This window comes from Bacillus sp. Xin1, from assembly GCF_013314535.1.
In the GTDB taxonomy this organism is placed as follows: domain Bacteria; phylum Bacillota; class Bacilli; order Bacillales; family Bacillaceae_G; genus Bacillus_A.
Genome location: NZ_JABUAE010000032.1, coordinates 42,220 through 54,532 on the forward strand (window position 1 = coordinate 42,220; position 12,313 = coordinate 54,532).

Genomic DNA, 12,313 nt, shown 5'->3' on the forward strand with positions numbered 1-12,313 from the left:
AGGATATCGACCATTCAGCAAATAACGACAAAGCAAGTGTCTACTGGATCTTGTTCCCCACCACGCTGCAAAACCTCTTCTGTAATGAGAAGAGGTTCTTTCTATTTATTATGCTACGAATTTAAAATCCTATCCATTCTATTATTTCTCTATATGTTTCCTCGGCTCGTATGTTGGAATCAGAAACGCGCTCATGATCCAACAAACAAGGCCGAAACCACTTATATATTTCCCATATTCATAATTGTTTACATACACTTTGCCTACAATAATTAGGATAAATCCAAGTAAAACAACTATATATTCAACTTGTTTTTTCGCCAACACAACTCAGCATCCTTTATTGAAAAATGTTAACAAAAAAATTAAGATCTTGAAAAGAAATGGAGCTATATTTCATAATTCCTTGTACAGTTAGAAGTAGTATAAGACCAAGTACACATATATAATTAATTCCATCTTCACTTCTTTTCTCAACTACAATTCCGCCCGCAATACATAGCAGCCCTAGAATATGAAGTGCTAAATAAACAAAAAAGTATGCTTCATTCCAGCGAATCCCTACATTCACTGTCGTAATAACAATTAAACTCACCATAATCAAATAGAACAGTTTATTTGATCGCATCGTTTCATTCATAGAATCAGATACATTCCTTTCTATATAAATCTTATTAGATTTTCAAACATATAAAGTGAAACTTTAATCAGTGGGGGTTTTCTTCATCCCCCACTGATTATTAGTTGAACCAATCGGGCTGTTACGGGCAGTTTATCTCCCACCTAACTTCTTTGCTCCCACCGAATTTTGAGGTGGGAGTATTACTGCCCGTTAATGCGGGATAAATCGCTGCTATAAGAACAAAAGGTGACCTGCACTCGTTTTCTCCCTTTGTTTTCACACGGCGTGGGGTAAAGCTTCTATCCATAGACGGATTCTCTCTCCCACCTAAAAAGAAAGGGTTTATATTTTTCGTTATTCAATACATTCTATGTTATCTAAACTATAATTCTCTTATTTTATTTGCGTATACTACTGGCACCTCTTTACTCATATAACGACGATTCATAAACAAAAAGACAAGCACGAAATTTAATCCAATGATAAAGATAATAAGTCCTGTTAAAAATGGCGTATAAGTAGAAAAATCTGCAAGGCTCATCTTTTCTTCTTTACTGACCATAAAAGATGTAATAAGTACAGTAGCGTTATTTAACATATGAATGGTGATAGGCATAAGTAAACTTTTCGTCCGCATGTATACAATTGTTAGAACAATACTAAACACAACAGCACCGAGAAAATCAATATGGAAGCAACCAAAGAGAATCGCTGCAACGATCATCCCTTTCCCTGTTCCCCATTTCGCTGCAAAACGCTGAAATAAAAACCCTCTAAATACAAATTCACATATAATGGGAGCTACCAAAACGATGATTATATATTGAGATATGTATCCACCCGCATTACCTATAATAGGTTCATTTAATATATCTATAATAAAATTTGGTGTAATCCATGCAAAGCTATACATATATAGTACGAGGTATCCATAACTAAAAAGGCATAGCATTCCTGTAATCATTAAAACTTGTAAAAAATTAAATGATTCTCTTCTATTCATAAATACAGTAAACGGCACACGATGACGCTTACATTGATAGAATAACCAAACGGATGGAAATACGTATAGTACAAGTATGCTTGTAAAAAAAGAAAGTGATATATGAAATGTATTCCCTAGTACTTGTTTACCCATACGTTCAATCAAAACAAGTAGTGTAAATACAATTAAAAAATATCTGGCTCGCATTGAATAAAACGGATTCATCCCCATCTCCTCCCCTATGTTACATTTATCATATCATTCCAATCTTATTTTTAAGCTAAGAAAACCTTAAATTTTCCTTAAAAATCCCATAACTTACAAGAAAATGTTATGATAATCGATGAAAATAGGGGGCGATTCAGATTGTATCATGCAAATATTTTAATTATTGATGACGAAACAGCAATTCTACAACTATTAACTACGATTCTACAAAAAGAAGGTTTTTCCCATATTACAACGGCTACTTCCGCTGAAGAAGCTTTGCTCTTAGTGGAGAAAAATCATTATGATTTAATGATTTTAGACGTCATGCTTCCAGGACAATCTGGTTTTGATATTTGTCCAATCATCCGTCAAAAAACGGACTGTCCAATTTTCTTTCTAACAGCTAAATCATCTGATTTAGATAAAGTATCTGGTTTCTTATACGGGGCAGACGACTATATTACAAAACCATTCAATCCGCTTGAAGTTGTCGCTCGTATGAAAGCACAACTTCGAAGACATATGAAACAAGCACCACAACCAATAAAAGAACATACCCTTTCATTTGGGAGATTTCAAGTAGATAAACATGCTGCTGAATTAAAAGTAGATGGAGAAATTGTGGAATGCTCAGCTCAGCTCTTTCAACTATTACTCTTTTTCTGTGAGCATCCAAATTACGTATTTTCAAAAGAAGAGATATACGAAAAAGTATGGGGTGCCCCTGCTTATAATGGTGATGACAATACCGTTATGGTCCATATTCGAAAGCTCCGTGAAAAAATTGAACTTGATCCAAGTAACCCGAAGTATATAAAAACAGTGCGCGGGCTTGGATATAAGTTCATTACAAATTAGGTGATGACTATGAATTTAAGGAGAAGACTCATTATCCAATTTATTATCCAACATATTTTCGTCTTGTTTACTTTACTCATTGCAGTTATCATCGCTTTCGTCTACTTAGGTCATCTTTTGAATACGACCCTTTATGAACCAAACGTTCCTGAGTTTGATGACTTTACGATTTCCCAATCCGTTTCTTCAGAAAATAAACGGATTACGTTAAGTTCTGAAATAGAAAAAATGGTTGAGGAGAAAAATGATTGGCTTCAAATCGTTGACGAAAATGGAAAAGTACTTTATGACTTCAACACCCCTGAGGATGTTCCTGGTTCTTATACGAAAACATCATTAGTTGCCTATTTACAGCACCAAATACAAAATCCTTACAAATTGACGTATTGGAACATTGAAGTAGATGAAAAAAAAGTAATTGTGATTTATGGCGGAAATATAAAAAGCAATGTGTTACTGCAACAATTAAGACAAGAACACAGTTCACTGTTAGCAGCTTCCTTCGCTTTAACAGAAAAGGAACAGAAACAGCTTACGAAAGAAGGGGCTACGCTACAAATATTTAACGCAAAAGGAGAAGAGATTTTTGCTTATCCAAAATTAAAAAGAAAATCCTTTTCAGCCATCCAAGCTGCGCTTTCGGAAAAAGAGCCTTGGAATGTGAAAGAAACAATTTCTAGTTTTTACAACCCAGAAGATGAAACCTTATTTACGATAACAGTAAAAAATGATTACTATTCTCCATCCGATATGAATGATGATATATTAATGAAAAAAATATCCATAGGGTTTGGTGTTTCAATTTTAATTGCTTTCGTCTACTTAGTTATTCTTTCTATTTGGTATGGAAGAAAATTTGGCAAACCATTATTACATACAATGCGCTGGCTCAAAAATATTGCTGGCGGAACATATGAGGAACCGCTCAATAAAAAAGGAAAGACCGTTCGTTTCAGGCGCTCTGGTAAAGAAAAATGGTCATTTAGGCTATTTAAAGATGTAACAAATGCGCTGGAACACCTTACAGTTGTTCTCAAAAAAAATGAGTCTATCCGAAAAGTGATTGAGCAAACACGAGAAGAATGGATCGCTGGACTAACACATGATTTAAAAACACCGCTTAGTTCCATTTACGGTTACTCTCTTTTATTAGAGTCAAATCACTATAACTGGACAGATAAAGACATTCAAGAATTCGGCCGCGTGATACGAGACAAATCTCAATATATGACCACACTCATTGATGATTTAAGCTTAACGTACCAATTAAAAAATAATGCGATTCCTTCGCAGCACTCGCAAGTTGAGATTAATCAATTTGTTCAAAAAGTCTTATTACAATTTATTAACAACCCAACACTTCAAAATCAAAACATAGAATTTGTTCCTAGCTCCAGTAGCATTCATTATTCTATTGAAGAAAAATGGTTCCAGCGCATCATCGAGAACTTATTGGCAAACGCAGTAAAACATAATAACGAAACAACAAATGTGACTGTAAAACTTGGACAGAATAAACACTCTTTCACACTTTCTATTTCTGACAATGGAAAAGGGATGGATGAACAAACGAAAGAACTTTTATTTGATCGATACTATCGTGGGACAAATACAGAAGAAAATAATGCCGGAACAGGACTTGGCTTAGCGATTACAAAACAACTTGTTTTGGCGCATAACGGTACAATTTCTATTGAAAGTGAACTTGGGGAAGGGACATCTATTACAATGGTATTTCCCTTCACACCTAACTGCCAAAAACCATCTTCATATAAAGAGCAACTTTAATCAAGCTTTCGCTGATTAAAGTTGCTCTTTCTTGTTAATATTTTAATCTGTTTCATGCTATCGTATCCATATTACATATCGTAAGCCTTTGTACGGTACACTTCTTGATTTTGTAACTTTGGTTTTGTATTCACTCTTACTTTCCCTATCATATATGGACCTATTTTTGTCTTATTTAAAAGATATACCACAGGAATTGGACATAATATACCAACCAACATATCAATACTTATGGATCCAAAAAGAGTACTAAACTGTGGAAACTTTTCTAATATCATATTAGATATCGTCCGATGAAAAAATGGATGTAGCAAATAAATTCCAAATGAATACTTATTGATTAATATTAAAGCTTTAGGTACATGCTTTATTTGGGATGCAATCTGGAAAAGCACTAGTATTGTACATATTGTAAATAAAAAAACATCCACTCTTTTAGAACTCGTCATAGTTAAAATCTCAAAGTATTGGAAAAGGATTACTGTGGTTCCTGTTACGATCCATGAAGAAATAATCCATTTCTGATTTTTATTTAACCATGTCTTAAACTCCTCATAACGAGCACCTGCATAATATCCAATAAAAAAGTAAATGATCCAACCTGGAAATGGCATCCACGAGTAGTAATACCAAATATCATTTGCATATGGAATATCAAAAGGTGGAACAAAATTAAAGAAGCCTAAATAGATTACATTGATAAGTAGCGCAGCAACAAGAACAAATTTAGGAGAAAGAAACTTCTCCACTTTATTAAAAATCATGTGGAGGAAATAGAATTGAAATATAATCAAAACAAAATAACCATGAAACTCCCCTAATACAATATGTCTTATAGATTGTACTACAATTGCATCGAGTCCATTCATATAATTTGACTGAATCGCATAAAAAATACCCATACATATATAAGGCAATAAAATAAATTTTACTCTTTTGAAAATGAATTGATTCGGTATTTTATCTCTATAGTTATAAACGATGACAAATTCAGATATAAACACAAACATAGGTGTACCGTACATAAGTAGTAATTGGAGATACGATACAATTACATCCGTTGTATTATCAGATGCAAAATTTGCAGAACTTCGTGTTATGGCGTGTATGAGAACCACGCTTAAACATGCTAGACTTCTTAATATTGTAATTTCCGAAACTTTGCTTTTCATAAACTCCACCTTCAACATAAATTACATATCTGTACGATTCACGCCTGTATCTATCATTCCATTATAATGAGATGACTCCTCTTACCGAATTGGTAGACTAGATATGCGCATTCTATAATAATCACCTTTTCTTAAAAAAAGCTTAAAATGCTGTTGAGAATTTTAATCCAATCAAAATTCTCAACACACATGTCCATATTTTAGTTAATGATACCGTAACACATTTTGTTTTCAGATTTGAGAAAGTGACTTTAGTTTATTAATAATTAATACATTTGTTCAAAAAAACGCCATACTTTCTGCATATTTCTACAAAAAGAATGACGTTTTTCTAATTATTCAGATATAAAATCATCTAACGCTACAATTCTTGACAGGCACTAAATAGTGAACACTTCACGAACAGCCCCTACTTCAATGCCCCCATCATTTTTCATAATCGTTGGACGAAGTACCCGAAGCCGAGCTATCGTTTCTTTATTCGTATACTGAATTTGTTCCAAAATAGAAGCAACAATGTTAGGCCATACATCTTCCGAACCATCTAGCACTTTTAATGCAAAGCCAAGCTTCTCTTCCCTCAAACCAAAGCAATAAACACCTTTCGCTCCGCCTTTTGCTACAATATTGGAGTCTTCCAACAAAGTAGAACAATTGAACTACCCCCACCTACCTCTACAAGAGCTTGAGGTGGAGGGTTCTCCTGTCTCTGTCCTCACAAAAACAGTTCCTCTCGTTCAACAAAGAGGATACAACGATATAGAGTTCGGTAGTGTCTGTATGGAATGTAAGACGACCTATTCTATCTTCCGACGAAAGGCAAACACAATAGGTACAGCTACTTTTTCTTATATCGAGGCTAGAACACTTTGTCATGCATCCAGTTCCTAGACTTATTATCTGCTCTGGTAATAAGCGTAAAAATCTGGGACAAGGTGTTCTTTTTTTATCATGCAAATCGTTTTGCTAGTTTTTTCTTTTCATTTTCAAATAAGTTTAATCGCTCGATTTGTAAAACTTCTTTCGGCTGATCTACGTCGTATAGCTGATAGAAATGATGCGTGCGAATATCTAATCGATTGTTTAATTGATGCCAATGGCTCCAGTGATGTGCTTCTTTATTTGGAATATAAGACTGCAATACCTTGGGCACTTTTTCTTTATACCCTAACCCACGGCGTCCAATCGTAAAAGCTGCGGATTGATGAATAGAGATGCCGAATTTCCGCATATATTTCATCTTTCCGGAGATTGAAGTGTACGCGGGATTCACTTGAAAGACAGCCACGCCCTTTTTATTTGCACGATTCAGAATTGCACTGGTCATCTTCTCATACGCGAACATACTCTTCATCCGATTCGCTCGCTTATTCCCATATCGATTCCCTGTTTTCGATTGGGTCGTATCTAGTTTCTCTAGTACAATTGGTTTGTTATACCGCTCCGCTAAGTCCACTAAGCGAATCGCTTCCGCTTCGATGATCTTTGTGATTTGTCCTGTGGATTTACCCATGATAGAAAAACGAAGGGAACCACTTCCTTTATAATTTCCATCCTTCGTTACATGTGCCCAAGCAAAATGCTCAAGATTACAATCTACACCGATCACACCATCTGATGTGCTGTAATTCGTGTGTGGATTTTCCGGTACATCGACTAAACATTTCACAATATAATAGGAACCATAGTCTTCCACAGACCATGCGATCGGTTTGCCATACTTTTTCTTATTCTTGCACTGTAGTTGGGTTGTGATTACTTCTTCAATCATTTCTTGTCCATATGGGAACGTAACAGCTGGAAACATAAGTGTTTTCCCGAAACTTGTCGTCATCCATAATTCTTTTGTCTCGGGCACATACTGAAATACAAAATTGCCATGTTTGGCATCTTTCCGTCCAGATAGTATCAGTTGTTTATTTCGAGCACGAGAAAATAATGTTTTCCATTTGTCATGGTTACGTACAAACTCGCAGATCGTAAATTGCGAGCGAAACAGTTTTTTGCTTCCAAATACTGCGCTTGGAATATTCGTTTGATCGGATGAAAGTTTTTGCGTTAAACGGGATTGTCTGTGAGTGAGATGACCGATTTTCGCCTGCATTCTTTTGATTTGAACATCTAAGTATTGGTGTTCAAACAGATATTCACTTAGCCAAATTAAGGTGTCTTTTTTACGAGATAAGGAGATGAGGTTGTTGTGTTTTGCGAAGCGAGTGTTTTTCGAAAACGTCAGCGTTCCTTTCACACAACTTTGTTTGATTTTGCGAAGATTTGTTAGTTTTGTCCGTTCTTGTTTCAACTTTTTCTTGAGCTTCTTAAGCTTCTCTTGCGTTTGCTTCTCATATTGTTTTTGTAACGCCATTAAACCTGTAAACAACGCCTTTGCTTCTTGCGCCGCACTGTTTGCATAATAATCATTCAATTGATAGTTCCGCTTGAGAACGAGATGAAGACTGTCTGTATACAACTTACGGTTCCAACGTTTTTCACGAACAATCGTTTGAAACGCAAAGCGTTTTGCCTGATTAAATGTTTCGATTGTCTCTGCCAATGCATCTACCATTTCACGCGGTACATCTATCTTGTAGATCCGTTTCGAAAAATACGCTTTCTTCACCTGTTCTCACCTCCATTTATTTGATAAGATTATTATACACCCAATCGAACGTTAATTCCGAAAAGGAGAGATGTTTTCTTTAAAAAGAAAAAACCGATTCATCCCCCACCTTCACTTCGTTTAGAGGAGGGGGTCTTCTCGGTTAAAATGATAAAGTTTGCAGAAGCGACCATCTTATATTCTTGATTCATAACACTCGTCATTCTCTCCACCGCATTTCTTAAAGCAACGTCACCAATTAAATGCGGACACGCTAACTTTAAATACGTAATTGCCATATTGCGTAAAGGAATAGCAAACACAGGAACACCACACCTATCTACACCAATATGTATATCAGAAAGTGAACACTCAGATAAATACGATAGAATATCTAGTATTTTAAGTTGAAGTGGATGTTCTCTTTCCCAGTACCCTTCTACCGGATATCCTAACTCGTGACATACAGCGATAAATCCCATATGCTTACCAAAACAATTATGATATAGCTTTCTTTTCTCTACATTTTGCCATAGCATATCTTCTTTTGGCTTCGCATTCAATGGATAAGATGCCGGGCAAAACAATTCATTTTCATTGATTGATAACTTTGTTTTCATCGTCTCCAGCACTTCAATATGGTAACTCTCTCCGCGATGAGAAGCTGTAAGTAACGCTGCCTCTCCCTTCGTAAGTTCATACTTTTTATCAATTCCCGTAAGAAAAGCTGGCAAAGCCTGAATCGGTTTCGCTGCAGAGCGGAAATATGTCTTATGTTTCGCATTGCCTACCTGATATTTCACTTCTTTCTTCTCATTCACGCCGCATATTACACCTGCATGCATATTTTCTAGTAAATTAGCCCTTGTTTCTTCTACTAAAATTTCGTAATTCATTCCCCCCACCCCTCTCTCGTGCTTGTGCAATTTCTACAACAACATCGCTATCGTAACAATGAAAAATAAATATCGTCAATATTCAGAAAGAAATAACAAAAAAGAGTTTCCTACATGATTAGGAAACTCTTTTCTCTTCTTATTGTTGTTTCTTCTGCACCGGCAACCAAATCTCAACTTGCGCAAATTCACTCTTATCCGCATGACAGCGTTCATCGTATAATTCAAACTCTGTCACTCCCGCATGCTCATACCCTGAGTGAGGGAACCATTCTGTGAAAATTGCATTCCACGTTTGTTGAATAGAGGACACCATATCTTCATGCGGTACTTTAGGCGTTGTAAATACAGCGTAAGTTGCTTCTGGGAACGTGCGATGCGCTAGTTCAGTTGGTACGCCATCAAAACTTGTTACTTCCATTCCAATCACATATGTGAACTCTCCTGTTTCTAACTGAAAATCTGTGCACATCCCAAGCTCTACATATTGTTCTGTATGTTTACGATTTGGAATGTTACTCGCAAGATTATTCTTCAAATAACGATCCCAAAATGACGGAATATCTGTAAGGTTTTTTCCTTCTTTACTAGTTGTTTTCATCTCATATCCTGCTACATAAAACGCTGGCTTCTTTTCAATACGAAATTCCATTTGTATTCCCCCTAAATATGGATTGAACTTTCGTTGCTTCACATTTGCTTTATGATACATTGGCGTCTGAATTCCTTGCTTTCGGTAGCTACTTGGCGTCATATGAAACAACTTTTTAAAGGCTCGAATGAACGTTTCATGAGATTGAAAGCCGTGTTCTAATGCGATATCAAGAATTTTTTCTTCCGTATGAGAAAGCTGATAAGCTGCCCGGGCTAGCCTCCTCTTCCGAACATACTCCATGACAGTGTCGCCTACTAACGCTTGGAATACACGATGAAAATGATACTCTGAAAAACCTGCAATACGAGCCAAATCACTTAATGTTCGTTTCTCTATTACATCTTCTTCAATATAATCAATTGCTTTTTGAATTTGTGTTTCATAGCTTTCCATCTCTGTTCACCCGCCTTATATGTATTATGATAGAAGAAAAGACAATTGTTTTCTTGACGTTTTTTGCTTTTATCCCGCATTAACGGGCAGTAAGACCCCCATTCAGCAAAAACAAAGAAGCTAGAGGGAATCAACTGCCCGTAAAACCCCGATTCGTGAGGGCTAATAATCAGTGGGGGATGAAACTCCCCACTGATTAAAGTTTCACTTTATTTTACAGAAATTTGTAACTTTTATAAATGAAATTCGTTGTTATAAGTGAAGGGAGGGAGATAAGTGAAAAACAAGCACACACTTGAAGAAATTTATAAACAACATATGCATGATCTCTTTTGCTATCTTCTCTCCCTAACCGGAGACTTCCACTCAGCAGAAGACTTAATGCAAGAAACCTTTTATCGGATGCTCGTCCATATTGATTATTACAAGGGTGAAGAAGTTCGGCCTTGGTTATTTACAATCGCCTACCATGCTTTCATTGATTGGAAGCGAAAAGAAACAAAATATAAAACAACAACACTAAAAGATTTTCACTTACCCGATGTTCCAAGTACAGAAAACGCCTATCTTACAAAATATGAAATTGCAAAACTCCCCTCATGTACGTGACGCTACACTTGGAGATATTGAATTTTGGAATTGGTTTGACCGTCCACATGGCTCTCGTCACTAAAAATAAAAACAACCATTCGAAATGGAATGGTTGTTTTTATTACATCAATTAAAAGTAACATCAATTTGAATAACCTCAGACCGGCTACCAAGTCGTAGCGGTGGTCCCCAAAAGCCAAATCCGGAAGATACAATTGCATGAAATGTTTCCCTTTGCAAGTATCCCCAGTCTAGTTCATACATTCTTCTCGTAATGAGATGATTCGGCGCCATTTGCCCGCGATGTGTATGGCCTGATAATAGTAAATCAACGCCAGATTCTGCTGCTTGTTTTAGTTCAAACGGCTGATGATCCATCGCAATAACGGGAAGCTCTTTATCTACTATACTCATAAGTTCTTCAAAGCTTTTCCGATCTCGCTCTGTTTTATCTCTTCTTCCAACAAGATAAAAACTATCTTCCACTTTGATGACTTCATCTAACATGATATGGATATCTATCTTATCCATCTCTTGCAGAAATGTTGGGATTGCTCTCCCGTAATATTCATGATTTCCGAGTACCCCATACACACCAAGAGGCGCCTGCATCTGTTTCATCACTTGTCCCATGTTTTTCTTAATAAATTCACCTGGATGATCATCAATAATATCTCCCGGAAACAAGATAATATCTGGCTTCATCTCATTTACGTGATGCACTAATCTTTTCAAATGAGAAATGCCTGATAGTTTACCAAAATGCATATCAGAAGCCATCGCAATGCGAAGCGTTTTACGACCTTTCGCTTCTTTCGGTATATGAATTTCATATTTTCGAACAACCGGACTATACGCGTTAAATGTCCCGTAACCGAATATGAAAATGAACATACTAAGAGTCACAATCCCTGTCCACATAATCACCGTATCTATCGGTGTGAATAGTTGTAAAAGAAATACTGCTATATCAGCGAGTGGTAACAATATAAGGGCATATTGTATCACCGCAAACCAATAGGAACCAATTGTCCTTAAAAAAGGTAGAAACTTGAATACCTGAACAATTAAATACGCATATGAAAATAATCCAACTACCACGGCGTAATACCCCCACGATTCCCAGCCGAAAGTCGCTTGAAGCCAAACCCATCCGTTCCATCCGATGTAAAACATCAGTAATGTATATAAAACGAAAATAGTAACTATATTGAAATATCGACGAAGTTTCACAATATGCCTCCTTTTCTATTTCTTTTATTATAACCTGTAATCTTTTCATACTGTAAATCATATGTACTGCCAAAGATTTAACAAATAAAAAACACTAAACAATTTGTCTAGCGTTTCTTTATTTCCCTATATTTAAAAATACAATTGTACTTTTCTTGTTTTGGGATACCGCCACACGTCCATTAACTTAAGAATTTGCTTTACCCCCAAGTGTAAAAAAACGCCATCCTTTCCTATAAGTTTACAGAAAGAAATCGTATTTTTTCATTTTAGGGGGTATTTTATTTTGTTAGCTTGATAGTGATGTGGTT

Annotated in this window: 10 protein-coding genes and 3 pseudogenes; 4 read left to right on the forward strand and 9 right to left on the reverse strand. The window is 36.0% G+C overall.

Translation table 11 applies throughout. The annotated features are described in order from the left end of the window. Positions 1 to 141: 141 nt before the first annotated feature. The 3 genes from HRG09_RS21600 to HRG09_RS21610 form a co-directional block, all read right to left on the reverse strand. Positions 142 to 327, reverse strand: a complete 186-nt coding sequence (locus HRG09_RS21600; protein WP_174102874.1) for a hypothetical protein — start codon at positions 325 to 327, stop codon at positions 142 to 144. Positions 328 to 340: 13 nt separating this feature from the next. Then, positions 341 to 640 (reverse strand): hypothetical protein, encoded by a 300-nt coding sequence (locus HRG09_RS21605; protein ID WP_174102875.1) that lies wholly within the window; start codon positions 638 to 640, stop codon positions 341 to 343. 364 nt (positions 641 to 1,004) lie between these two features. Further along, on the reverse strand, positions 1,005 to 1,832 hold the full coding sequence (locus HRG09_RS21610) for a CPBP family intramembrane glutamic endopeptidase (protein WP_174102876.1): 828 nt from the start codon (positions 1,830 to 1,832) through the stop codon (positions 1,005 to 1,007). Positions 1,833 to 1,973: 141 nt separating this feature from the next. Here HRG09_RS21610 and HRG09_RS21615 point away from each other — a divergent pair, with 141 nt between their 5' ends. Together HRG09_RS21615 and HRG09_RS21620 are read left to right on the forward strand one after the other, a co-directional pair. Continuing rightward, entirely contained in the window at positions 1,974 to 2,675 is a 702-nt protein-coding gene (locus HRG09_RS21615) for a response regulator transcription factor (RefSeq protein WP_174102877.1), read from the forward strand. Positions 2,676 to 2,684: 9 nt separating this feature from the next. Further along, positions 2,685 to 4,463, forward strand: a complete 1,779-nt coding sequence (locus HRG09_RS21620; protein ID WP_174102878.1) for a sensor histidine kinase — start codon at positions 2,685 to 2,687, stop codon at positions 4,461 to 4,463. Between the two features lie 71 nt (positions 4,464 to 4,534). Here HRG09_RS21620 and HRG09_RS21625 read toward each other — a convergent pair whose 3' ends face one another. The 5 genes and pseudogenes from HRG09_RS21625 to HRG09_RS21645 form a co-directional block, all read right to left on the reverse strand. Beyond that, positions 4,535 to 5,635 (reverse strand): acyltransferase family protein, encoded by a 1,101-nt coding sequence (locus tag HRG09_RS21625; protein WP_254610149.1) that lies wholly within the window; start codon positions 5,633 to 5,635, stop codon positions 4,535 to 4,537. Positions 5,636 to 6,015: 380 nt separating this feature from the next. Next, positions 6,016 to 6,294: pseudogene (locus tag HRG09_RS21630) on the reverse strand (asparaginase); the annotation flags it as partial. 290 nt (positions 6,295 to 6,584) lie between these two features. Further along, positions 6,585 to 8,255, reverse strand: a complete 1,671-nt coding sequence (locus tag HRG09_RS21635) for an IS200/IS605 family accessory protein TnpB-related protein (protein ID WP_174102881.1) — start codon at positions 8,253 to 8,255, stop codon at positions 6,585 to 6,587. Between the two features lie 98 nt (positions 8,256 to 8,353). Then, the gene (locus tag HRG09_RS21640) at positions 8,354 to 9,130 is read right to left on the reverse strand and encodes an asparaginase (RefSeq protein WP_174102882.1); all 777 of its coding nucleotides are present in this window, start codon (positions 9,128 to 9,130) and stop codon (positions 8,354 to 8,356) included. A 139-nt stretch (positions 9,131 to 9,269) separates the two neighbouring features. After that, positions 9,270 to 10,178, reverse strand: a complete 909-nt coding sequence (locus HRG09_RS21645) for an AraC family transcriptional regulator (RefSeq protein ID WP_174102883.1) — start codon at positions 10,176 to 10,178, stop codon at positions 9,270 to 9,272. A gap of 276 nt (positions 10,179 to 10,454) precedes the next feature. Between HRG09_RS21645 and HRG09_RS21650 the strand changes: the two are divergent. Then, a pseudogene (locus tag HRG09_RS21650) lies at positions 10,455 to 10,766 on the forward strand (RNA polymerase sigma factor); the annotation flags it as partial. Continuing rightward, positions 10,756 to 10,851, forward strand: a pseudogene (locus HRG09_RS29130) (anti sigma factor C-terminal domain-containing protein); the annotation flags it as partial. The pseudogenes HRG09_RS21650 and HRG09_RS29130, both read left to right, overlap by 11 nt. A gap of 44 nt (positions 10,852 to 10,895) precedes the next feature. Here the strand turns inward: HRG09_RS29130 and HRG09_RS21655 are convergent. Next, positions 10,896 to 12,002 carry a metallophosphoesterase gene (locus HRG09_RS21655; RefSeq protein ID WP_174102885.1) on the reverse strand — a complete coding sequence of 369 codons (1,107 nt, stop codon included), beginning with the start codon at positions 12,000 to 12,002 and terminating at the stop codon, positions 10,896 to 10,898. Positions 12,003 to 12,313 lie beyond the last annotated feature (311 nt).